At 60.2% G+C, this 22,849-nt stretch carries 20 protein-coding genes and 4 pseudogenes; 13 read left to right on the top strand and 11 right to left on the bottom strand.

What is annotated here, in order from left to right:
• Window positions 1–449: 449 nt before the first annotated feature.
• Window positions 450–557 (bottom strand): annotated as a pseudogene (locus tag ACVMB1_RS00375) (NUDIX hydrolase); the annotation flags it as partial.
• A gap of 869 nt (window positions 558–1,426) precedes the next feature.
• On the opposite strand from ACVMB1_RS00375, the gene ACVMB1_RS00370 reads away from it, so the two are divergent.
• Entirely contained in the window at window positions 1,427–1,831 is a 405-nt protein-coding gene (locus ACVMB1_RS00370) for a hypothetical protein (RefSeq protein ID WP_456847843.1), read from the top strand.
• Between the two features lie 740 nt (window positions 1,832–2,571).
• Here ACVMB1_RS00370 and ACVMB1_RS00365 read toward each other — a convergent pair.
• Window positions 2,572–2,811: a hypothetical protein gene (locus ACVMB1_RS00365; RefSeq protein WP_456847841.1), complete on the bottom strand. Its 240-nt coding sequence runs from the start codon at window positions 2,809–2,811 to the stop codon at window positions 2,572–2,574.
• 379 nt (window positions 2,812–3,190) lie between these two features.
• On the opposite strand from ACVMB1_RS00365, the gene ACVMB1_RS00360 reads away from it, so the two are divergent.
• From ACVMB1_RS00360 to ACVMB1_RS00350, 3 genes are all read left to right on the top strand, one after another.
• The gene (locus ACVMB1_RS00360) at window positions 3,191–3,409 is read left to right on the top strand and encodes a hypothetical protein (RefSeq protein ID WP_456847839.1); all 219 of its coding nucleotides are present in this window, start codon (window positions 3,191–3,193) and stop codon (window positions 3,407–3,409) included.
• A 1,009-nt stretch (window positions 3,410–4,418) separates the two neighbouring features.
• Entirely contained in the window at window positions 4,419–4,619 is a 201-nt protein-coding gene (locus ACVMB1_RS00355) for a hypothetical protein (protein WP_456847837.1), read from the top strand.
• Between the two features lie 43 nt (window positions 4,620–4,662).
• Window positions 4,663–4,920, top strand: a complete 258-nt coding sequence (locus tag ACVMB1_RS00350) for a hypothetical protein (RefSeq protein WP_456847835.1) — start codon at window positions 4,663–4,665, stop codon at window positions 4,918–4,920.
• A 38-nt stretch (window positions 4,921–4,958) separates the two neighbouring features.
• Here the strand turns inward: ACVMB1_RS00350 and ACVMB1_RS00345 are convergent.
• Window positions 4,959–6,143: pseudogene (locus ACVMB1_RS00345) on the bottom strand (IS3 family transposase).
• A 1,098-nt stretch (window positions 6,144–7,241) separates the two neighbouring features.
• Here ACVMB1_RS00345 and ACVMB1_RS00340 point away from each other — a divergent pair.
• The 4 genes from ACVMB1_RS00340 (at window position 7,242) to ACVMB1_RS00325 (ending at window position 9,731) form a co-directional block, all read left to right on the top strand.
• Complete coding sequence (locus tag ACVMB1_RS00340; RefSeq protein WP_456847833.1) at window positions 7,242–7,817, top strand: hypothetical protein; 576 nt, start codon at window positions 7,242–7,244, stop codon at window positions 7,815–7,817.
• Window positions 7,814–8,779 (top strand): hypothetical protein, encoded by a 966-nt coding sequence (locus tag ACVMB1_RS00335; RefSeq protein WP_456847831.1) that lies wholly within the window; start codon window positions 7,814–7,816, stop codon window positions 8,777–8,779. Before ACVMB1_RS00340 ends, ACVMB1_RS00335 begins: the two co-directional genes overlap by 4 nt.
• A 375-nt stretch (window positions 8,780–9,154) precedes the next feature.
• A complete protein-coding gene (locus ACVMB1_RS00330) occupies window positions 9,155–9,331 on the top strand; it encodes a hypothetical protein (protein WP_456847829.1) in 177 nt (58 codons plus the stop codon).
• A 172-nt stretch (window positions 9,332–9,503) separates the two neighbouring features.
• The gene (locus ACVMB1_RS00325; RefSeq protein ID WP_081334919.1) at window positions 9,504–9,731 is read left to right on the top strand and encodes a hypothetical protein; all 228 of its coding nucleotides are present in this window, start codon (window positions 9,504–9,506) and stop codon (window positions 9,729–9,731) included.
• 612 nt (window positions 9,732–10,343) lie between these two features.
• Here ACVMB1_RS00325 and ACVMB1_RS00320 read toward each other — a convergent pair.
• On the bottom strand, window positions 10,344–10,508 hold the full coding sequence (locus ACVMB1_RS00320; RefSeq protein ID WP_456847827.1) for a hypothetical protein: 165 nt from the start codon (window positions 10,506–10,508) through the stop codon (window positions 10,344–10,346).
• Between the two features lie 936 nt (window positions 10,509–11,444).
• On the bottom strand, window positions 11,445–11,651 hold the full coding sequence (locus tag ACVMB1_RS00315) for a hypothetical protein (RefSeq protein WP_456847825.1): 207 nt from the start codon (window positions 11,649–11,651) through the stop codon (window positions 11,445–11,447).
• Window positions 11,652–11,996: 345 nt separating this feature from the next.
• Here ACVMB1_RS00315 and ACVMB1_RS00310 point away from each other — a divergent pair.
• Window positions 11,997–12,515 (top strand): annotated as a pseudogene (locus tag ACVMB1_RS00310) (helix-turn-helix domain-containing protein); the annotation flags it as partial.
• An 803-nt stretch (window positions 12,516–13,318) separates the two neighbouring features.
• Here the strand turns inward: ACVMB1_RS00310 and ACVMB1_RS00305 are convergent.
• Complete coding sequence (locus tag ACVMB1_RS00305; protein WP_456847823.1) at window positions 13,319–14,104, bottom strand: Crp/Fnr family transcriptional regulator; 786 nt, start codon at window positions 14,102–14,104, stop codon at window positions 13,319–13,321.
• Window positions 14,105–14,671: 567 nt separating this feature from the next.
• Entirely contained in the window at window positions 14,672–16,054 is a 1,383-nt protein-coding gene (locus tag ACVMB1_RS00300; protein WP_456847821.1) for a carbohydrate porin, read from the bottom strand.
• A gap of 695 nt (window positions 16,055–16,749) precedes the next feature.
• Here ACVMB1_RS00300 and ACVMB1_RS00295 point away from each other — a divergent pair.
• Entirely contained in the window at window positions 16,750–17,112 is a 363-nt protein-coding gene (locus ACVMB1_RS00295; RefSeq protein WP_456847819.1) for a response regulator transcription factor, read from the top strand.
• Between the two features lie 92 nt (window positions 17,113–17,204).
• Here the strand turns inward: ACVMB1_RS00295 and ACVMB1_RS00290 are convergent, their stop codons facing one another.
• Together ACVMB1_RS00290 and ACVMB1_RS00285 are read right to left on the bottom strand one after the other, a co-directional pair.
• Complete coding sequence (locus ACVMB1_RS00290) at window positions 17,205–17,432, bottom strand: hypothetical protein (RefSeq protein ID WP_456847817.1); 228 nt, start codon at window positions 17,430–17,432, stop codon at window positions 17,205–17,207.
• A 925-nt stretch (window positions 17,433–18,357) separates the two neighbouring features.
• Window positions 18,358–19,467, bottom strand: a complete 1,110-nt coding sequence (locus tag ACVMB1_RS00285) for a DUF1236 domain-containing protein (protein WP_456847815.1) — start codon at window positions 19,465–19,467, stop codon at window positions 18,358–18,360.
• 225 nt (window positions 19,468–19,692) lie between these two features.
• Between ACVMB1_RS00285 and ACVMB1_RS00280 the strand changes: the two genes are divergently transcribed.
• Complete coding sequence (locus ACVMB1_RS00280; protein WP_057019402.1) at window positions 19,693–19,920, top strand: hypothetical protein; 228 nt, start codon at window positions 19,693–19,695, stop codon at window positions 19,918–19,920.
• A gap of 272 nt (window positions 19,921–20,192) precedes the next feature.
• Here the strand turns inward: ACVMB1_RS00280 and ACVMB1_RS00275 are convergent, their stop codons facing one another.
• Entirely contained in the window at window positions 20,193–20,705 is a 513-nt protein-coding gene (locus tag ACVMB1_RS00275; protein WP_253603894.1) for a PRC-barrel domain-containing protein, read from the bottom strand.
• 381 nt (window positions 20,706–21,086) lie between these two features.
• Window positions 21,087–21,438, bottom strand: a pseudogene (locus tag ACVMB1_RS00270) (glycosyltransferase); the annotation flags it as partial.
• Window positions 21,439–21,700: 262 nt separating this feature from the next.
• Here ACVMB1_RS00270 and ACVMB1_RS00265 point away from each other — a divergent pair.
• Window positions 21,701–21,886 carry a hypothetical protein gene (locus ACVMB1_RS00265; protein WP_057019405.1) on the top strand — a complete coding sequence of 62 codons (186 nt, stop codon included), beginning with the start codon at window positions 21,701–21,703 and terminating at the stop codon, window positions 21,884–21,886.
• Window positions 21,887–22,494: 608 nt separating this feature from the next.
• Complete coding sequence (locus tag ACVMB1_RS00260) at window positions 22,495–22,794, top strand: hypothetical protein (RefSeq protein WP_225648814.1); 300 nt, start codon at window positions 22,495–22,497, stop codon at window positions 22,792–22,794.
• Window positions 22,795–22,849 lie beyond the last annotated feature (55 nt).

Genomic DNA, 22,849 nt, shown 5'->3' with positions numbered 1-22,849 from the left:
ACGACATAATCGGGCGGCACGGGAACTTCGAGTTTCGAGATGAGTTGGCCGAGCTTGTATTCGAGATCGTAGCAGAGACGCAGCAACCAATATCGACCTGGCCCGCATTGAGATGCTGTTGCGTTTGGGCTTGAGACGGTCCGCCTCCTGGGCCGATACCATCAGGCGCCCCTTCGGCGGCATCCTTGCAGTTTCTGATGATGCCAATCAGTCGTACCGTTGAGCTTGTCAAAATAGTTCTCCAGGCTTGTGTTGTGGCTCAAGATGAAGAAATGCAAGCCGTCAGCCGCCGTGCGTATCGCAATAACGTGCCTAACGCGTCCATCAAGGCGAACTGATGTCCTGCATCGAAGCTCGAAGCAACATCATCGAGCACCATGAATCGCGGCAGAAGCCGTGCTTTATTGCGGCGGCGAGAAAGATCGCGGCAGCCACGGCATTGGTTTCACCTTTGGAATGGACCAGGCGTTATCATCCTTCTTACGCCAGAACGGACCGCCGAGGTGAACGAGCAGACCCCGACCGCCCTTGCGGTATGCGAGAATGCCCGCGCTCAGATCTCCTGAGAGTCTTTTTCACCGCAGGCCTATCGCTCCTATTTGCGGGGCAATCGAGAGCTGAGCAGGCGAGGAGTAAAGGCGCGCCGACTGGCAAATTGCACAGCAAAGATCGTTCGAAACAGGCCAGTAGCGCAGCGGGCCCCGGATACACCTCGGCGCACCCGGCTTTCCGCAATTCGTGTTCCGTCAAGCCTCCACAGAACATGCCGACCGTGCGAACTGCCGCCCTACCAGCCGCTTCCGCATCGTATCGCGTATCACAAATCGCGCCGGCGCCCTCAATCTTAAGCTTCTTGAGAACGACATTGAAGATGTCCGGCGCCAGCTTTGTTCTTCTATGTCGTCTGAAGAAGTTGTGAGGTCCACGAGATCAACGACGCGAGCGATGCCGAGATACTCATCGACTTCATTCTTCTTGGCCGAGGAAGCAACCGCGATCCGGACTCCAGCGTCGCGAACGCGGCGTAGCAGCTTCGGGACCGCCGAGAAGGGACGCACAAGCGGCAGATCTTCCGATTTGAAACGCTTGCCACGCACCGCCGGCCGGGTTGCCAGACTGGCCTGGCCTGAACAAGCGCTCGGGGCGTTGTTCATTCTCTGCAGGATCAGTAACGGGCTGATCCGACGGCTTGTTCGGCTTGCCATTCTGCCAGCCGCTGGTCTTGATCCCGTGCGCCATCTATTTCTCTCTACTTTGGAACGTCTTCTGCCGTGCTCGTTTGAAAACACGGCAAATGAAAACCCGCCGCGGCGGTGCCGGGCGGGGCCCATCTATTCACTCAAGCTGATTTTGCGAGCGAATTCGGCTACGTCGCTGCAGAAGTCAATTCCTGGTCCGGACCTGTGGAGAACGATAAGGGTGTAACATGAGCGTCATCGATCCAGCCATTGTGCTCGTCATCGGCCTAGCCGCTGGGATGATCGTTTACCTGCTGGTGAGCAAAACCCGGCGTAGGCGCTATAGCCAAAGACAACATATTCCCGATGAACGTGACGCGAACGCTGGCCCGCAAAACCATCCATCCGCAATCGCCCACCCCGAACGCGGTGACGAGGCCCGCTCTCCTACGGCGCTCGGCAGCCGGTACACCCACCTTGAAAATGATCCGACCCACGCAACAAGCGTGGAATTGGGCAGCGTTTTGATGGACCTCAGCGAGTTGGAGACGGACCTCGCCCTGGCTCGGCAAAGCAAGGACACGGATTTAGCTCTCAAAATCCGGCTCGAGATGGACGACTTGGAAAATCGCGCTTCCGAACTAGAGAAGTAACTGGTGAATGGTCGCGATATTCGCCGGGACTAGCGCGGCCGCTACCGAAAGTACGTCATGCCGCCGACAACGATCGATAGGACAAAAGCCAATGCAGCGGCCCCAATAATCCATGGCATGTCACGGCGTTCTCTGGGGGTCATGCGGATTCTCCGGTCGCGAAATTGAGCGCAAAGAAAAGGCCTCAGCACGAGGGGTGCAAGTGCCGAGACCGAGTCCATATCCCTCGCTCAACGCCGATGACGGTCGGCACTGAACAGGCCATCAACTGACCTGCTAGGGGATGGTTCCTATCCCTGTGTTGCCGTATCAGCTGATCGTGCCACGCCATGGCCGCGAGCGAGCCAAAATAAGCACTGAGGCCAGCTCGACGGCTGCTGTGGCCGTTTCAGCCTCAACAACGAACCATCCGCCGGCCTTTGCATGGTGGGCCAGGTCGCACTGAACCGCCTTGGCGATTGTGGTGGCTGCTGATACGGCGATCAGGTGCCCAAAATGCGCTCTCAATGGTGACCGCTGCCGTCGCTGAGCGCCGCAGCCTCGCAACGGCTGGCGCCAAATCTTCGGCGTAGCCGATACGGCAGGCCTTCGGGCTCTCGATGCCGGCGACATAGACACAGCCGAACCGACCGCGCTTCAGCTGGTCCCGTATCGCCTTGGTATAGTCGGCAAGGTCGATCATCGGCGCCCCTCAAATCCAGCCGCCCTATCGCGGCGGTCGCTCCAGCGCTTCCGATCCTTCATCCAGCCGACGCCGCCGATCCACACCTTGCCGTGTGGGTTAACGACCGGGTTAACCCGGCCATGGCCCGTTCGGTCAGGAAGTTCGGCAAGATGCGCCCGGCCGGCTCATCGACCACCTCGATGCTGAGCTCCACCCCGCCGAAATGCTCCAGGATCAACGCGACCGACTTGTCGATCCGGTTGTGGATCGCGCTCGCTGCATCGCTCCCGCTCAGCCACGCGCCAGATAGGGTCATCGTGCGCCCATGCCACGAGCCGCCGAACGCCGCCGTGGTAATGTCCTAGCCAAGTTAGCCAGTCGGCCACGGTCTCGGCTTGGGCGATCTCACGAGCCGTCGGCACGATCCGGACGCGGGTCTCCTTGTAGCCTTAAGCCAAGACAGCATGGGGCGTCAGCCGATTCCAGACCTGCGACGCTCTGAAACTTGAGCTCGGAATCGCCGAGCGCGTCGAGCACTACGATCCCACGGTTGATCGCACCCTTAAGGGTGGAGTGCTGCTGCTTCGGTGTCATCGGACAGCTCCCGCTTCGCGCTTGCGCTTCAGCTTAGGAACAGCACCGATCGATCCCGGTTGACTTCTGAAAAGGCGAGGAATGCTCCGGTGCCCGTTACAATGGTAGCCGCGAAGGATCTTGAGCTCATCGCGCTGCGCGAAATCCGCAGCTTTCCCGGCGCAGAGTACGTCTGCCACGTCGAAGTCGAACCGGCTGGCAGCGATTGGGCGATGACGGCAATAGCCCGCGACGGTGCCGATTTCGATCGCATCCAGTATGCCGTCAGCCTGACCACCAAGAGGCTGAAACAGCGGTATGCGGTACGGTTCGATTGGTGAGCTTGTGCGTGGCGAAAGGTCATGGGCCGACGGGCTGCGCAATTCCGGTCGCCATCGAGCTCGAGACGGTGCGCCCGGGCCTAGCCGCGCGTGTACTGCGCGCAAATACTTCAACGAGCCATCTGACGGCCTCAGCGTCATGGATCACAGCAGCATCGACGAGCGGATATTGCCTCATGTTCGTGGCCGCGCAATGCCATTAGGAGCTACGCCCGCCCCCTCCGCCGGAAAACGATACAAATATTCTGGCAAGGCGTTCGGTACGTCTGCTGATGAGAGTGACCATTAGGAAATCAGCAACCCGCTGAGCGCACGCTCCTTTGAGGGACGGGACCGTTGGGGACGCAGTACGGTCGCGTTTCGGAGGAGCTGGCGTGTGGGCCCTTACGTCGGCTCCTCTTTTAGAAGTTGTTTGAGGTGGGCAACTGCCGTTTCTCCACGTACCCGCTAACGGAAATGGCACTGGGAATTTCAGGGCCCCAGCACTGGGAATGACAGGGCACCGCCGTGACAAACCATTTCGGGCCCGGCGGCGTACTTTTTTGTCGCCGCCGCTTAGAGAGTAGCCAAGTTGATCAACGGCGATCGCCTGCCTTAGTTGGTAGTGCGAGCCTTTCCGGCCGGCCGAGGTCGGTGTCTGGCCGTTCCGCGCCATGGTCCTCGACTTCGTTAGTATACGCGAGAACACGGCGACGCGGGCAACGGTAGCAGGACGGGTTGCCGCGAGAGCCCTCGGGTGGTCTACCGTCTCCTCCCCGACGCGCTGGATGGAGGCGCACCGCTGGTCCAGTACGCCCGCAACGGGACGCGCCCCCGCGCGCACCTTCGGGCTCTCTGATGATTTCATTGGCGCCGTAACCGCATGGTCCCCCAGCAGCCAGACGCCCCCGGCCACACGAGGCCGCCGGCTGGTGGAGTTGGGTGTGCAGGCTAAGGTCAGATGAGTTGACCAATAGGATCGAATGCTACCGCCACGCGTTGTTTTGAGCCTGGAAAGGAGTTCAGCGCAATGGTCAACGTTCGAGAGCGAAGGAGCACACCAACAGGCGCAGAGAGAGAAGCCCGTAAGGTATTCAGGCAGGCAGAAGCCAAGGAAGCTTTGACCGATTACGCTAAAGCGCAGAAGGCATTCCACGAGAATCGAGAACGCCTAAAGGCAGAACGGCTGGCGCGGGAGGCCGAAGCCGCCGGCCTCACCAAGGCAGATTGAGCGTCACAGAGGACCAAGTTTGGCCCACCCGGTGGAGGGTGAAATGGCCCTGCACTTCAGCCGCGTCAACACCGGCGATCTGGAGATATGGATCGCAAGCAGCGACGACTATTCATTCGTTATCTGCAGTGAGAGCCGAAGTGGAGCGGGATTGCACGGAGAGCCGGGCTTTGTTGCGTCATACCGCCCCGACTTTGTGAATATGCCCGCGGCTCAAGTAGCCGGATCGCCTTTTAGCACGATCGCTGAAGCCGAGCGTGCCTGCAATGCGTTTCTGGGTCGTCTCATTATTAAGGGATGACTACCCGAGGCTGGAGCGCGTGACCTGCCACTGAACTTTCATCCAGCGGCAGTTAGAGTCTCGGTGGTTTGTACGCCAAGTGGCGCGGGTGGAGCAACGGACGATCGGCGGAGCTGGTCGGGGTCGCGCAGCCGAGCGTCCGTTGCGGTGAGAGTGGCGGCGTAGGCCGCGGGCGTCAGGTATTGCAGCGAGGAATGAGGTCGCTCGCCATTGTAGTCGGCGACCCATGCCGCGAGTTTGGTCCTGGTGTCGTTGAGATCAGAACAGCGTCTCATTGAGGAGCTCGTCGCGCATCCGGCCGTTAAAGCTCTCGACGAAGCCGTTCTGCATCGGTTTGCCCGGTGCGATGAAGTGCCAGTCGATGCCGGTTTCCTTGCACCAGGCGAGCATGGCGTTGCAGGTGAGCTCGGTGCCGTTGTCGGAGACGATCAGGCTGGGTTTGCCGCGGCGAGCGACAATCGTCGTCAGTTCCCGCGCCACACGCCGGCCCGAGATCGATGTGTCAGGAATGGCGCCCAGACATTCCTTGGTGACATCGTCGACGATGTTGAGGATGCGGAAGCGTCGTCCATTGGCGAACTGGTCGTGGACGAAGTCCAGCGACCAGCGCGCATTCGGCTTTGCTTCCACCAGGATCGGTGCCCGGCACCCCATGGCCTTGCGGCGAGCCCGCCGCTTGCGGACCGTCAGCCCCTCTTCCCGATAGATCCGGTGAATGCGGTTGATCCCTGATGGCTCGCCCTCCCGCCGCAGTCAGGACGAACAGTCGACGGTAGCCGAACCGTCGGCGCTCGTGAGCAAGGTCGCGCAGCCGGGCACGAAGATCCGTATCCGGAGGGCGGCAAGATCGGTAACGGACCATCCTCCGATCCGCGTCGACGATCGTGCAGGCCCGTCGCTCCGACAGGCCCATCACGGCCTTCAGGTGCGCCACAGCGGCGCGCTTGGCGGCGGGCCCTACCATTTTTTTGACAGAAGCTCGCGAAGGGCGGCCGCGTCGAGCATCTGCTCGGCCAAAAGCTTCTTCAGCTTCGCGTTCTCATCCTCGAGCGACTTCAGCCGCTTGGCTTCGGAAGCTTCCATGCCGCCGAATTTGGCCTTCCAATTGTAGATCGTCGCTTCGGAGACTCCGTGTTTGCGAGCCAGTCAGCTGTCGTCGCCCCAGCCCCATGCTCCTTCAACACTGCGATAATCTGCTCTTCCGTGAACCTTGCTCGCTTCATCTGTCCGTCCTTGCTCGGGCCGGACTCTAACTTCCATCTGGAGGAAATACTCAGGGGCAGGTCACGCGGTCTAAAGGCAAAAAATAGATGGATGCAGTCAAGACCGCGAATGGATGGTTGGAGCTACCCCACTGGCTCATCGCTGCGGGTGCATTACTGGTGATCGCCGGGCTAATTGGGCTTGCGATGAATCGTAGGCAGATGGAGATGGCCCAGAATCATCCTGCCAGCGCTCCGAGTGCTAAACCGCGTCAGCAACTGCCTCCGCTACCGGATCTTCTCGACTCACGGCCACGAAGGGATCAGCGCTCGGCGCCTACCGCCGGAAATCCGCCACTTACGAGTAACGATCCTAAATAGCGGTCCGAGCGTGAGAATCACGTAAGTGCGGCTGTCTCAGCAAAGGGGATCGATCTTTTGCAAGCCGACCCGGCGACTTTTCGAGTTGGCGATAAAGTGCGTCTTAGCCAGCTCGGGGCCGACCGGATCAGGAAAGCCCCCTCAAAGACGGGACGCGTGGTGGGCGCCGGCAAAGCAATCAAACTAGCATTTCGAGTCCTATTTGACGGAATGAAGTCCCCGGTTAGCCTGCATCAAAGCTACCTCGAATTGGATGACAGTTAGGAACAATCCGAGTCATTCCTGTCCACAGCTGCGATTTGCGGTAGAGCTGCCCTGTTCCGTACCTCAACCTTATTGACGATTTGCCGCACTTCCTCGATTCCTGCTTCTGATTAGGTTCGAAATCTCGGGAGTACATGTTCGGCGCAACCGGCCGGCATTTGGCCGAGCGGGAAAGAGGAAGCACGGCATCTATGCCGTCAGGGACCGCGGGCTGCCGCAAGATCGTAGGCCAACTCGGTTTAAAGAACTTTTCGAATCATCAGAGTAAGCGCGAGTTTCTAGAATCCCACGGGTAAATCGCGTCGCGTCACTTTCTCCCGATCGCCAGACTTTATTCCAAGGTCCGCGCAACAGGAGCCAAACGGCTATCGACAGGAATGGCCGCCGCCGGCCACTGCGCTCGTTCCCGCAGCACAGGAGTGCTCCGCAGCCCGGCAAGTCGCCGCAAAAAGCCATTCAGTTCGCCGGATGAACATGAACCAAGGCATCCACCACGACGTTATTCTCGGAAAAACGCAGTATCTGGGAAGCAGGAATTGCTTTGGATCCCGACTGGCAGCGGCAATGTTCTCGTCCAACGATGCGAGTAAAACCAGTGAGGCGGCCCGCCGATTGCGGAGAAGGAGCAATTCCTTACTGCTGGTCTTAGTCATTGGATTTCTGTTTTTTGGGGCCGCAGCGGGCGCTCTGTATTATGCGTTGCAGCCGGAAGTTCTCCGGATTGCAGTTGGACCGCCGGGAAGCGACGATCACAAGGTAGTTCAGGCGATGGCCGATGCTTTCGCGAGCGAAAGCCGAACTATCAGGTTATCTCCGATCGCGACAGAGGGGGCAGTCGAAGCCATCGCTCTGCTTGGTGCTGGCAAGGTCGACCTTGCGGTCGGCCGTGGTGATCTGGAGATGCCGGCCGACGCGCAGACAGTTGCCACGGTACGCAAGAACTTCGTTGTGCTGTGGTCGCCTTCCGGACTTGCGGGCCAGAGCGCCAGGGGAAACACGGACCGAAGATCAAGGAGATTGCCGACCTCGCAGGGCATCGTGTCGGCGTGATCGGCAGGACACCAGCGAACGCGACGCTGCTGCGGGTCATCTTGAGCGCCTCCGGCGTTGAGGTGGACAAGGTCGGGCTTTCGCACTTTGGCACGGACCACATCGATGAGCTGGCGCGCGACCTGACCATCGATGCGTTCATGGCGGTCGGTCCGCTCGACAGTAAAATCACGTCCGAGGCCATCGCCGTAACGGCCCGCGTGCGAGGTGAGCCGAAGTTTCTCCCGATCGACGCTTCGGAAGCCATCGCTTTGAAGCACCCTCGTTATGAATCTGAGGAAATTCCACCCAGCGTCTTTAATGCGAAGCCGGCTTGGCCGGACGACAAGGTTGAGACGGTCAGCGTCAGCCACCTAATCGTGGCGCGAAAGACGCTGTCTGAAGCGACCGTGGCGGCCTTTTTCCGGCAGCTATTCGCCATCCGTCAGGCGATTGCCAGGCAAGTGCCTGGTGCTGCGCACATCACCAAGCCAGACACTGAGAAAGACGCCGAGCTGCCGGTACATCGCGGAGCGGCGGCCGTCATCGACGGCAACGAACGCACTTTCCTCGACAGGTACGGCGACTACTTCTGGTTCGCGCTCCTGCTTCTCTCCGGGATCGGTTCGGCCGGAGCTTGGTTGCGTCGCTATTTGAATCGGGACGAAAGGGAAGAAAATACCGGTCATCGCAATAGAATCCTGGCGATGGTCTCCAGCGCGCGGGCCGCGGAGTCAAATCAGCAACTGCTGGCTTTGCAGGGGGAGGCCGATGCCATCATCAGTGAAACCCTCGAGTGTTACGATGACGGCGCGATCGAGGAGGAGGAACTTGCGGCCTTTGGCCTTGTGCTCGAATTGTTGAGGCATGCCATCGTGGAGCGGCGAGTGGAGCTGCAAAGGGCGCAGCCCGAAACAGGCTCGCGGCGGGGCGATACACCGCAGCCTCACGCCGCAAGGATGATCCGGCCGGGCGAAACCTGACACCGCGATCGGCACTGGTGTCGTCAATTAAAAGGACCGGCCAAGGGCCAGCACTAGTCAGGACTTGGGCCTGTGTCCGTGACGCACCTCGGCAACTATGGCAGACCCTGTAAGCCGGGCCGCAGTAACGCGCCAGCCTGGAAGGCCCTTTCGGCTCCTGGAATGGCTGCGGCTGCTGTGCTCGACCGTCGTTCTGCTCGCCCGGACGGAGGGTGATTGCCGTCGGAGTTTGGCCCCGAATCCGACGATCTCGAACACTGATCTCAGGGACACTTGACGGAGATAAAATCGGACCTCGGCCGCGCCGGCTAATTCCGTAACTGCCCCTCCGACAAAGGGGTAAAGTGCCCCGGGTCACATCTGAGGAGCAGCAACATGACCTTGCAAACCCCCGAGATAGTTTCCACCAGGATCGACTGGCGTGTCTTCACGATCGTGGGCAACACGATGCCCCCCCGAGATCCCGACGACGACGAAGAGGACGAAGAGCAAGACGACGAAGAGAATCGAACCGACGAACAGCCGGTTGTGCGCGAGCCGGACGAAGACTGAGCAGGATGCTTATGTTTGACCTAAGCCTGCACTTCGCTCGGGACCATCCTCAATCTGCGCGCGGCGCGCTCGGCCGGCGGCTTTCAAGGTCGTTCTAATTCCGAGAGCAGCGTGCAGACGTTGAACGGACCACGGTTCCTTGTTGGCGTTCACTGGTGCGGAGGAGGAGAGCATGACCCTGATATGGCTTGGTGTGTTCCTTGTTTTCGGCGGCGTACTCCAGATGGCGTATCAGCCAATCTGGCGAGGCCGATTCAGCGGTGGAAAATGGCTTCGTTCTGGGCGCGACACGCTGGAACCTGAAGGACCGGGTAGCGGCTTCGGCATCAAATCGAACTGGCCTGGACTTGTGATGGTCGCGCTTGGCGGCGCTTCCTTGCTGGCCGGAGCCGCCCTCTGAGTTGGACGGCGTTGCCCGTGATCTAGTCCAGCCATGTGCTAGAGCCATGTCTCTACTTGGCCCTGGAGCCGCCGTTCAGAGGTCGGAGTCACTACTTAAAACCGGCGAGATTTCGCGTCCAAGCTCGAATTGGGATCCGTCTCGGCTCGGAGCTGGCACTGGTCTCTCAAAGCATTGCGCTGGCGGCCGACAGAGCCGGTGTCCCAAGCCCTTCAGTGAACTGGCCATATAGCTGGCTATAGGGCATTATGGGCCGATCGTTCCGGTCGGAAGCCGTACCGAGCACGACAAGATGTCGGTCTCATAGATCGGCTCCAGCAGCAGCCCGCTGTGCCACCTTGTCTTCCAATGTCGGTATGCCGAGTGGCCGTTCGGTCCCATCCGCCTTCGGGATGTAGTGCCGTCGCACCGGCGGCGCGATGTAACGTCTGGATTTGAAGCGCCAGGAAATCACCGAAATTGGTCTCCAGCGGTGGAGACCGGTATATGACAGCGATTTCGGTCGGTCCGATCGCAACGAATACCGTGACGAAGCTCGACAAAGAGATTTGAAGGAAGCGTGCACCGCGAATTTCCAACCGGTCGCAACCACCAAAACAATTCCGAAGCTCGTTACAGCCGTTGCCGTTCAATCGAGGATGTGACGATGGAGGGAGGCTTCAAGCTTTTTTCTGGCGGGTCCTGCCGCGTGACAAGGTAGAGCTCGCCGGCTAGCAGCATCACGGCGGCGACCACCACGCCGAACATGGCCAGCACTAGATCGTATGGGTCATCCATCGCATTCCGACACGTCGGTTGGCTGAGCAGTGGCAGCCATCGCCTTTGGCTATCCGCGCGAGCGCTAGTGGAGAATAACAGCGGGTCAAAATGACCTTTGGCTATCCGCGACAGGCGCCGTTGTGAACGGCGGGCGATGGCTCCGCGTCATCAAACGTCGTTCGAAACAATTCGTTCCCGATCGTGGCCGTTTACCGCCAGGGCGGGCTCGGCCCGGTGGAGAGATAGGAACCCTTGACCAATGGTGGGTGCAATAGCGCGTCAAGTTCGAACATGCCCCGGCCGACGGACCAGAACTGCACCGCATAGTGGGCCCGGGTCAAATAGTCACCCGGGCACGCGACGATGTGCGACAGCTTGTCGGACCGGCCGACACGGTGATCCAATAAGCTTGCCTGCTGTCTTTCGCCGCTCGCTACGCCTTGCCTCGGCAACATCGGCCGCTGCGCCGGGACTGAATCCTGGTCAGCCATCGCAGAGGAGCCGGGCTACGGCCAGGACAAAGACAGATCCTCCGTCGCCGCCGGGGTGCGCGCCGTGCTGCCGGCTGCGGATCGCGAGCTGACGGCCCTCCAGATCAGCCCGGATTCCGGCGGGCCAAAGTGCCTGGCCGGGCCGGACTCCAACACCTTGCAGGTTTGCTAGCCGCGGCGGATTACGATTTGCCAGCGGCTGGCCGGCACATTCGCGATCTCCTGTCAAGCCGCGAGGTGGGCGTCGGCTTCGAAGTTGACGACACTCTTGACGATGCCTGTCAGAGGTCCTTCTCGGCGAGAGCCGCTTCCAATAGTTCGACGGCCTCGTCATAACCGGATTCTTCAGCCCAGGTGGCCAGCGTCCACAGCGGATCTCATAGCGCGAGATCGCCTCGGCCGCAGCGAAAACCACATCTCGTACAGACGGGGTCGGCAGCGCTTCGATGCCGCTGACATCGAGTTAATTGAAGAGCGATCCGCGCAACAGGCCGCCGCCGTCGATGCGGAACACGTTGGCATGAAAGATCAGTCCCTGAAGGCCGACGAGTTTCTGGAGCCGACGTCGGCGGCGGTTGACGCGATCTTCTCGGACAGCACCGCGGATTTTGGACTGTTTATCGGCCCCCGCCGGCTTCGCGTGCACTGATCGCTGCTTCCCCGGCGCCACCACTAACTCCTGAATGCGACTCCTTATATTTACAGTTGTTAGGATAGCTAACAGATATTACATATATTTTACTTATTACAGATGAAGGCCACAAATGGCCGAAGATCTGACCCGCTTGAAGGTTGAAAGTAACGAACGTGAGGAGCCGCGGAAGGGAGCCAATTTCCTGAGCAGCGCCGCCATGCTTAAGCACGCAAGTCTTTTTCTCATCTAGGCTGACGGGGAGATGGTCGCAGCAGAAATGCCGCCGTCTCTGCTCCTTGCCATGAAAAGCATTCTCACACTACTGGCTGAAACGGGTGAGGTTCTCCTCCTCAGATCAGACCCTGAAATTCACCCGAGAAGGCGGCCGAAATTCTCGGCATCTCACGGCCACTGGTTTACCAGCGGATGGATTCCGGCAAACTTCCGTTCCGGTTGATTGGGAGGCACCGACGTGTTCTCGTCAACGACGTCATGACGCTGAAGCGCCTCGAGGATCAGCGGCGCGGCTTGACGGATGCGCTTGATCTCGACACAGGCGAAGCGACAAGTCCCGCGACAACAACGGAGAAGAGTCCCTCCTCCGCTAGCCTCCCCAAAACAAGCGACATCGATCAACTCGTGCTCGGCACCACAAACGCTCCATATCGCCGAATGATGAGCGCGACCGATCTTGTGGCTCGCATCACCTCGAGGGATTGGCGAAATTGGATTGCACATATCGTAACGTTCTTCACGGAAGTGCGTCCCGAGCTTGTTCTGGAATTTGCGGAACGGCCCGCCATTCCCATTCAAGATTTGGCGGCTTCCTATGAATCGATGAAGTCAACAACCGGCGAAAGCAGCCCGGCATTGGAGAGCGCACTTGAGCGGCTGGTGTAAACTCCTTGGTCGAACGCTCGACGGGCTGTCGGACCTCGAATGGCAGGGACAGCCAGTCCCCGATTGGGTTCTGGGCGGCGGCACGGCCCTGATGACGACGCCAATCATCGGCTGAGCCGTGACATCGATGCGTTCATTGATGAGCCGCAATACCTTGCCTTCTTGTCGCCAGGTACTACAGACGTATGGACTTGCATCGGCTGGGACAACACCGCGCACTATCTCAAACTCGGATATTCCAAAGGAGAGATCGACTTCATCGTCAGCGGGACTCTCACGGACTTGATTCGATTGAAGAGGAGATTGACCCGACGTCAATTCGAACGGGATCGAAGCCAACGATCATGATCAAGCCGCCGGCGGAGATCGCGCTCAAGAAGATGTTCCCGGCCTGGATTCGCAGCAATCTCCTTCTGCCGGTACGACTTTCGTCGCATACCGGTGACATTGTATGAAAATCAATTTGTCTACACGCTAAAAATCCGATCGGCAGCCTCGGCGCTACTGATGCTCCACGCACTTTCGCTCGAAAGCCAGGGCTCGCCCGACAAATTCCGTTGGCTCTCTGCAGGTGTATTCGCCATTGCCTGATCGGTGAGGGATTGCCGAGTGGGAAAATCTCGACCGGGCGGGTCCCCATTAACGTCTCTCCTCTCGATCCCGTCAGATTGTCAGACGTCGCAGTTACGATCTCGACAAAAGCAAGGGCGACCGCGCGGATGAAGCTCTTCGAAGCTCAGGTCGTGGCCGCGCTGACGGCGGCGAAGTATCCGACGGCCGAGATCCATCGCCCCGAACCGCTGTCAGTTGGCGAAAGGCGTATGCGGCGCGATCTTGTTCTGCGCGATGATGGCTTCGGCACGCGCGAGATTTTCCAGCAGACGCTGGCTGGTCAAAACGAGGAAGTAATAGCCGAACTGCGGATTTTGGAAGTAGATCTCGAGCAGCTTTTCATAGCTGATAGTCAGGACGCGGCCATCCTCGATACATTCAATCGTCGCGGTCCGGCGGTTGTCGGGCGTAAGGAAGCCAAGCTCGCCCATCAAACGCCCCGCTGGAACCTCAACGTTGATTTCGATGACCCGGAATTTGCCGGTAACAGTCAGCAGCATTTCGTTGGCCGGGTCACCCTTCTTCATCAAGATATCGCCCTTGCGATAGTTGCGGTCGGTCATGAACGGCTTGAGCCACTCCATCGACATGTCTCCCTTTGTTGCGGTGCGCGCCTTCTTCACGAGAGCAAGCATTTGACGGAGACGGTAGGCATTGATGGGAATCATCAGCAGATAAAGAAGAAAGGTCGTGACGGCTCCGGTGAGCGCACCGAAGATGGCGAAGAATGCGCAACCGATCATGTTCGCGACCCGCAGCGGCACCATCGTGTGCGTCAGCAATGTAGCGACAAAGAAGATCGCGCCGACCAGGGCGAACATATTGGCAAGCGTGATGTTGTGCAGAAAGATTTCCAGCAGGCGGTTGAAGATGGCGTCCCAGGTCACGTTGTTCGGGTCGAGGCCCATTTGGACCAGAATCTTCGCGAACCTGAAATTGTCGGTTGCTGCATCAAGAATGCGGTCCAGCATGGACATATCTCCTTTGTAGTCAGTGAAGCCAGCTTAACGGAAGTGGCTTTATCGCAGCACAGCAAAACTTGGTCACCAACTTCCGAGACGGTCATTTTCGACGGTTTCAGTGGTGATTGTCGGCTGGCTGATGTCCGCCTCTTTCCCGGAAGCGTCGCACCGGGGCCTGCGGGGGAAGCGTTGCGTTTGGCCAGCCCCTGTGATTCAAGCTTCCAAACTGGGGCTCGAATCATGCCTTACGAACTTGCCATTATGAATGGATTGCCATGCTGCCGAACAAACCACGTGGCGTTCCTCGGGTTAACGACGGCCGATTGCACGGCCTTCACCATCTTCGGCAGTGTCTTGATGATCTTGTTCTCTGCGAAACAGACGTCCTTCAACGTATCATGGGAAATGTCATCAAGCTTCTTGGGTTTGCTTAGGCGGAGCCCTCCTCGATTGTTCGATACGGTCTTCCGCCCATCGCCTCCTAATCGGAAACGACCGGCCCGTGACGAACGCTCTTTTTGAATCCTCGGTTGGCGCAACAAACCTTGTGGACGTCCGCGGCAGAACCGGGCCCTAACGCCTTCAGAACTTCACCACCGTCCGGAGGCCGAAGACCGATGCGTCCTTGAGTCGGAGACCTTTTATGTTGCTGAGCGGATCCGTTGCGCCGCCGCCGGGGCGGCGCACGAACTGAAAGTTCGGCTGCAGCGTGACACCGGCATGGACTTCGTACTGATAGACTGCCGTTAAAAGCGTCTCCGAAGTCCGAACGGGCCAGGCGGGTCCGTAGCCCGCCTGAAAGTCGCGATCGAGAGCCTGCGCCCGAGGCGAGACATGTGCGTAGGCTGCCGAGATCCCCAGCTTGTCGTGGGGACGCGCCTCGTCGAGACCGATGAACTCAACGCCACCATCCGCATAGTAGTCGATCAGGTTCTGGGCGGGCGGACTATAGGATGCTCGCGCGAAGACGCCGATGCCACGCTCGTAATCGTGTCCTACGCGGAAGAGCTTCTGCTCGAAGACGGCATAAAGCCCATAGTCGCCGGCGAAAGTTGCGGGGATTCCCGTAGTGCTGGGATCAGCGAGAGATAGTCCGGACGTGTCGAACCTCTGGTCGTTGAAGTTCCCGAAGTGCCGCCAACCGCCTAGTTTCAGCTTGCCGGCCAGGCCAGGATCGCCTTTCTTGGCGTTCCACTGAAATTGGGCTTCGTACAGCGTTAGTGGCGGATCGTTGATCCGGAAATTGACGCCGTAGCGATTGCGAAGCTGCGGGTCGTCGGGCCCAGGGCCCGCCGCGTTGCCGTCGAAGACTGCTCCGACGAGCGTCAGGTTGTCGGTCACGTCGGCGCGGAAGCGAGCGCCTAGAGCGGCGAGAGGCGGCGATGGACCCCCACTGGGCATGTTCAGCGCGAATATCGCCGGCCAGCCGAGCGACGCGTTCGTGAAGACGTCGGTATATTTGGAGGTGGCAAACTCCGAGTCGGCTGCGAGCTGGCCCGCTCGCAAGGCGATCTTATCGTCGTTCCACTTCTTCTCGAACCACATCTCGTACAGACGGGTCGTCGGCAGCGCTTCGATGCCGCTAGCATCGAGATAATTGAGGAGCGATCCGCGCGACAGACCTCCGCCGTCGATGCGGAACACGTTGGCATGAAAGGTTAGCCCCTGAAGGCCGACGAGTTTCTCGAAATCGAGGTCGGCGGCGAAATTGAAGCGGTCTTCGTAGACGGCGCCGGGCTTCGCGCCGCCGGATGGATTTCCGAGCACCTCTCCGATGTAGGTGACGGCGAACTTGACGCCCTGCTTTTCGAACGGATTGGGCAACACGCCGAGCGTCGTCTCCTGGACGGTGCTCTCTCCCGTGTCGGGATCGTTCGGCTTGAGATCGTCGGTCTTCTTGTCCTCCTGAGCCGCAGCGCTCCCGCAGATCAGCAACAGGAGGATCAGACTTGCCCAACCGCGCATGCGCCACGCACCTCCGTTCTTATGTTGCAGCTTTCGAACAGCGAGGCAACCGGCACGACGGCACGTGCTTGTCGACGAGCGGACGCCTTGTGTACGAAACAGCACACAGGATGCGATCCGCAGTTGATGTTCCAAAACCATGTAGGTTCGAACGATAGCAGGACGCTGCAGCGACCGAAGGGCATAACGATCAGAACCTCAACCAAACAAGAATCAGGGTAGTTTCCTACAGCGGCTCGATCCAGGCCCGATCACCGGCGCCTCGGATGACGGCTCGTCGGGAATCGGGATATCCAGCCGGGCGGTGCCCAGCAGCAGCCACCGCCTTTGCTGCCCTCCTTCACCAAACCGACGGATGCGTCCGCGGCGGCGGCCAAGCTGTAGCGTGCCGACCGGCCTCGTGCCGAATGAAGAGAAGTCCACCGCCGACGTGAGTATTCGAAGGATGTAACCTCCAGCCAATGGCTGCTGAGCCTCGCATGGCGGAGCCGATCAGTCGTCAGCCGCCTTTCCCCAGCAGCCTGCCCCTGCACCGCAGCCGTCCGCGCCGCCACCTTCGCCACGCACGAAAGCGGCCCTCCGATGGCGCCGCGAGGCAAGCCAGAACAGGCCCAATCGGGGGCTATCCGTCAGGAACGGCTCCGTATTTTTGGCCGTTCGACATGCGTAACAGAGCTATCGGATATGAGCTACCAGTGAGCGTGCTTCTTGTCGAGGACGACCCTCTGATCCGCGAATTCATCGTCGAAGCGCTGCGCGAGGCAGGCTACGTGATCCACGCGAGCACCGGGGAGGAGGCACTGGCGTGGTGCAAGCGCCACGTTGCGGACGTGTTGGTCACCGATGTCCGGCTGCCCGGACAGCTCGATGGATGGCAGATCGCGGAACGCTGCCGAGAGCACGATCCGGAACTGCCGGTTATCTACGCAACGGGCTTCTCGCCTGCCACACCCTGTCCCGTCCCCGGCAGCCGCATCGTGCATAAGCCCTTCCATCCGGACGAGATTGTTCGGATGATCAGGGAGTTCGGCGCAGAAAAGTGGGCGCGGCCGGGTTAGCCGCTCTCCTCACCGCCGAGCCTTGGCCGCGATCGCCGTAGCCTGGACCGCGATCTGATCCGTCGCTTTGATCACCACGCCCTTTCCCTCGATCATCCTCTCGGCACGCCTAATTGCTCGACGGCCCGACCGCAGATCTCGGCGGGGTCCTTGAGGCCGGTCTGACCGATCTCGATGATCTTCTTGGCACTCAGTTCAGTCAGCGGGTCGTTGCGATCCTGCACGCCGATCGTGCGCAGGGCCTGTTCGTAAGCTCTCGAAAGCCGGGTGATCTCTTCCGGCCCCAGCGGCGAGTTTTGAAGTATTCGGTAGATGGCCATTATTGTTTCCTGCAGAGCGCAGCATAGCACCCTGCTGAGCGAGCATGCATCTTGGCAGCCAATTTGAGCTTTCGCGGACTGGCCCCGCCTGCGTCCGAGCTGCCTGCCAGCGCAGGGCGGAAGACAGGCGGGGCGGCCAAGGCCCCCCTTTTCCGGGCTGGTCGATAAGCTGCGCGCAGGGGGAACGCTGGCGCGAGCACCGGGTTTGCCCGCCCCAAGGGGCGAACCCCGAACTGGCGCCGCCTCACAGCCTCAAGCGCCCCGAAATTGGGCCTCCATCGGCCAAATAAGAGCCGCGAGGCGAAGATCCAGCCCTCGATCTCTTCCCCTAGAGGGTTATTCATCATCGCGTGCAGCGGCGCCACCATGGGTGCCGAGAGGTAGCGAGCAACTCAGCGCAGGTCGATCTTGGCGAGGAGCGCCTGGATTTCGGCGCGCCCATTCGAGCCGGGGTCGCCTTCGAGCCGCGCCAGCGACTGTCCTTCTATCCCAGGAGCTTCGCAACAGCAGACATCTTGTCCCCGCGGGAACGCAATCCCGTGGAAAGGGCCGCTCTGGGAGCGGCCCTCTTGCTAGATCACCAGCTCCTTGTGCCGAAGCTAGTCTAAAACCGATGCTTGGGCCGCCGCCGTAGTAGCCATAGCCGCGATCGTAGTAGCCCGGCCCGCTATAGTAGCCGTAGCTCCGGCGGACCGCATAGCCGTCGTCTTCGTCGTAGTAGCGTTGGACATAGCGGGGGCCGCCGGTCCGGTAGCAGCGGCCATACTCATTGCAGACCAGTCGCACCTGCTCGATGCCCGCGACCTCCGTCGACGCGATGGCCGCAGGCGCCAGAGGGGCGGCAGTCGCCGACGACGCCATCAGAGCACCAACGAGAGCTCCTAGTGTGATGGTTTTCATGGGGTGTTCTCCTTCCCTAGCGAGCTCAGTTGATCTCTTCGATGATGCGGCGCTCATGGGGCTCGACGATGTAGGTCCGGCTGTCCCGGTTGATGTACCGGTACTCGCGAAGGCTCGGCGCATCCCGATAGACCTCTTCGGGGAACGCTTCGATCTCCACGTCTTCCGGCACGCGCTCTCCGGTGCGGATTTCGGTACGAACCGTGCTGCCGGTGGTGCGACGCTCGCGCTCGACCGGCCGTGCCTTGGCGTGCTTGCGGATCACTTCGCGGTCCCTATCGGTGAACGTCGTCTTGCGCTGCTCGGTGCGCGCCGGCGCCGTGGCCGTGGAGCGACCCGAGTACGGCAGCACCGCGACGATCTTGTAGCTGGAGGGCTCCACGATCACGATCTCGTCCTTCACCAGCACGAAGTCGTAGCCCCGATACTGGGGCACGATCTCGACGACCTCCGCGGGCAGCGGCTGCAGCCGTACATCGCGCGGCACGACCGTGCCGACCGACAGTGAGAAGTTCACGTTGTTGAGCGGCTGCACGTTGAGGTGTGAAATCGACGTGCTGATCCGGGTCCGCTGCTGATCGTTGATGTTCACGGACGCATTCACGTTCGTGTTCGACGAGCGATCGGCCGCGTTCTGCTGGCTGTTCGGCTGCTGGGCCGTGGTGGTCGAATTGCTACCCGTCGGAGACTGCGCCTGACTGGTGCCCGAAGCCGGTGGGTTCGCGCTCTGCGTCTGATTGTTCGCAGGCGGATTGGTCTGCGCCTGGTTCGAAGGCGGATTGGTCTGGTTGGAGGGCTGGCTCGTCTGCGCCTGGTTGGTAGAGTTGTTCGACGTGGGCGCCTGCGTGGTGTTGGTGCCCGTCCCGGAGTTGGAGGTTTGGCCTGCCGCGCTCTGGCCGGTCGCTGGCGGAGGCTGCGTCTGGGCCGCATTCGTCGAAGGGTTGGCTTGCGCCGATCCCGGAGCGGAGTTGGACGACGGTGTCGACGTCGAAGAGGACGGCGGCGTCGACGTGGAATCCTGCTGACGCTGCGCAACTGGCGGATTGGAGCTCGACGTGCTCGGAGAAGATTGTGCGAGAGCCGAAGTCGCGAGCGCAACTGCGGCGGTCGTAGCCAACAATAAACGCTTGTTCATCTGAAATCCTCCTAATTGGTCGCCGAACAACACCGGACGACGGGCCGGGTTCCTGCTGGAGAATTTTCGGCAAATTAGCTGGACGGGCGCAGCCAGACGTTCTTCGAGCCGCGAGCAATTGGTCCAGTGACGCGGCGGCGTGCCTTCCGGCTACCGGTAGAAACGGAGCTTCGCGCGCGCCTCCTCGTTGGAAGTGACTACTTAGAAGCCATTGGAGGAGACACCATGAAGAAGCTGATCGTATGCGGCGCTCTCGCTGCCTTCGCCCTCGGCGCCCAGGCCGCCAGCGCCGCCGAGTTCTACATCGTTCGCGACGCGACGACCAAGAAATGTACCGTCGTCGACACCAAGCCGACGACGACCACGACGACGGTCGTGGGCGACGGCGTCTACAAGACCAAGACGGAAGCCGAGACCGCCGTGAAGACCACCAAGGTCTGCACCGAACAGTAAACGGCTATCGCGGGGCCGAGCCGGCCTCGCGAAAACGTTCTGACAGCCATTGGAGGAGAAGACGCCCGTACTGATCTTATGGGCCATTCCCGTCGCGCTCGTTGTTGGCGGCGGCGGCTGTTGGATAGTTCACATACACTGAGCGAACGGTCGTTCGCATGAAAGGCTCGCCCGCAGCCCAGGCGAGCCTTTTCTGGACCCACTGGGCGCTGGCCGCCGGGCAGAAAAAAGGGCCCCAGCATGGGGCCCTTTTTCCGTGAACTCTCGTCGTCCTAATTGTAGTCCGAGTATTTGAACTGCGGGAGTGCCTTCAACTGCTCCTTGTTGCCGCTCATGACGGCGTGGTCCGGGACCCAATCGTTCGCATTGCGGTTCGTCGTGTTCGTCGAAGCCGCCCCGGTGGTGGTGTCGGTCGAGGTGGTCGAGGTGCTGCTCGAGCTGGTCCGGACCGGCTCCTCGACGAACTTCAGCTTGTCCATCGAGACGGCGATGTCGTGCTCGCCCATCCCAAGGAAGCCGCCGACGCCGATCACCACCGCGTTGATCTTGCCGCTCTTGTCGACGAGCAGTTCGTTGATGTCTCCGAGCTTCTCGTTGGCCTCGTTGTAGACCTTCAGGCCCATCAGCTTCGAGGCGCGCCAATTGCCCTTGAGCGCCATCTTCGCATCGGCCGGCTGGGCGGTGGCCGCCGGCGCGCCGCGATCGGCCGGCTGAGTGGACTGCGCGAATGCAGCGCCGCCGATTACGGCAGTGCCGAGCAGAGCGACGGCAAGAAAGCTTTTCATCGATTATCTCCTCCAACGTGAGCCGCACCTTTCAGATGCCCGGCCCCAACGTCCGCGATTGCCACTTGTTCCTGATCGCTCTTTCAGTCGGACGGGCCGTCCGCAAAGGATTCGCTCCATACTTCATAGGATCGGGACTGAGGCCCGCTGTCGACTTTCGGTGCTCACGAGCCGGACGGCAATTGCCTGGCCTTCGCAGCAGAGGCAAGCCGGCGGAAGCGCGGACCACCGGCTTCGAACAGTCTTTCGGTTGCTTCGCGCAGTCGCCGGGCTAGCTGGACCTTCGGCTGGGAGAGGAAGCACTTCGCCTCCAGTGCGCCTGTCGCGAGAAGAACAAAGTCGCCGCGGCGGAAAGAATAGTTTTCATGCGAGTCCGGCAACTCAACGAAGCCGTTCGGACGGCCGGCGAGATGTGGCTGCCCCTTTCTCCAACCCTTCGCGCCGTCCCGATCGAGCAGCTCGCGATATCGGCGTTCTTACCCCTTCGCCATCCGGCTCGCAGGAAGCGCTCCTCGCACCGGGCGCGGAGCACTGTTCTGTTGAACCGGTCCGTTCGTTCACCGCCCTGATCGCCTGCCCCTCGTTATCCACGATAAAGCCGGTGATGCCGTCCACCCCTTCGGGCACCGAGCCCGCTCGGTAGGCAATCACAGCCGTTCCGCAGGTCATCGCTTCGATCAAGGACGAACCCAAACGCCTCTGGCCACTTGATCGGAAACAGCAAGGCGGCGGCCCAAAGAACGGCGGCTTCCTGATTTCGTTCAACGAGGTATTTTGGCGGCCAAGGAACGCAATATCGAACGAGGATGCAGTTGTTGACCTAGCTTATCATCTGATTTTTATATGAGCCATTTTGACGACAAGACCGCAGGGCGGCGCTTTTGGTTTGGCATCGCTGTGATGGTTTCGGTCAGCGCCTAATCCATAGTCGAATAGCGGAAAATTAACCCTCTTCTGCCGCCAACCTCCTGATCGGCGGCCACAGGCCAGGCCTCATGACGGACACCACCGCCCAAACAGCCCGACTGATGAAGGTGACGGAGGCAATCGTGGCCGAACTGAACCGCCAGGGTGTGGCAGAAGCCGTGGCTGACCTCGGGTTCGATCCGCTCGAGATGGCCCGCGTGGCGATCCGCGCGGCTGACGGCGACGTTGTCCCATTTCGTCGGCCGCAGACCTGAGGCATGCCAAGGATGGTCTGCTCGCCTGCAAAGATGGCAAGCAATGAAGACACCAATCCCGCGCTTAACTCCAGTGAGGACTTGGAGGATATCCAAGTTCATGCCTCGGGGGGCTGGCAATCGACGATGACTCCGAGACTGGCATATTCACCGTGGTGACACCCGGTCGGGCACTACGAGTTCCTGATTAATCAACAAATAGCCAACGAGATCGTGCAAAAGCTCCGTGAGTTCATCCGCGGAGACAGCACTAAATCCACAAGATGAGTGAGCCGGCGCCGCCCTTCTTGCACACCGTCATAGGCAGCGACCGTCATGGCTGGCGCAAGATCGCCTTGGGCGACGCGCCAGTTCGCCGCCCGCGGTCTCCTCGCCTACTACTCGGGCCATGGCTGTAGCCATTCGATCGAGCTCACGCCAGCCAAGATCGGCCAGTGGCCCGATCGCACCGCGCTCTCCCGCCTCGATCTCCATTTGCCTGTATGCTCTGCGGTCGTCGCGGGGCCGACGTCGGGCCGCATGTTGAGTCACCCCAAAGATGGGAACAGCACGACGAGGACGAAAGGAAAATTCCCGTGAAGTGAAACGGCGCCGAGGCAGCGGACTAAATGAGTTTTGAGGTCGTGAGTTGCGGAGCCACGGTAGGTAGCTTGACTTCTTATTCGACGAAAGTAACAGTCAGACCGATTTTGAAAATGATTGCTGCGATTTTTGCTGTCGGAGCGCCGCTCCGGCGACCGGAGATTGACATGGCTGCAGTGCTTGCAAGATTTTTTCCCCGGGCGTCGTCAGGGTCGATCGCAGAAATCGAGTCGCTGGTCTCCGTTGCAATCTTCAGCGGTGTTGGCCTTCTGACGGGTCTGATCGTATTGCTATTGGACCAGTATATTCCGGGCGAATGGTTCTGAGACGCCTGCCCCTGCCGTACCGCTACGTAGTCGTTAGATGATCATGGTACAGTTT

This window comes from Bradyrhizobium sp. USDA 4504 (genome assembly GCF_054063995.1).
Note: the sequence above shows the minus strand (reverse complement) of the source record. Positions and strands in the feature narration are given on the sequence as shown.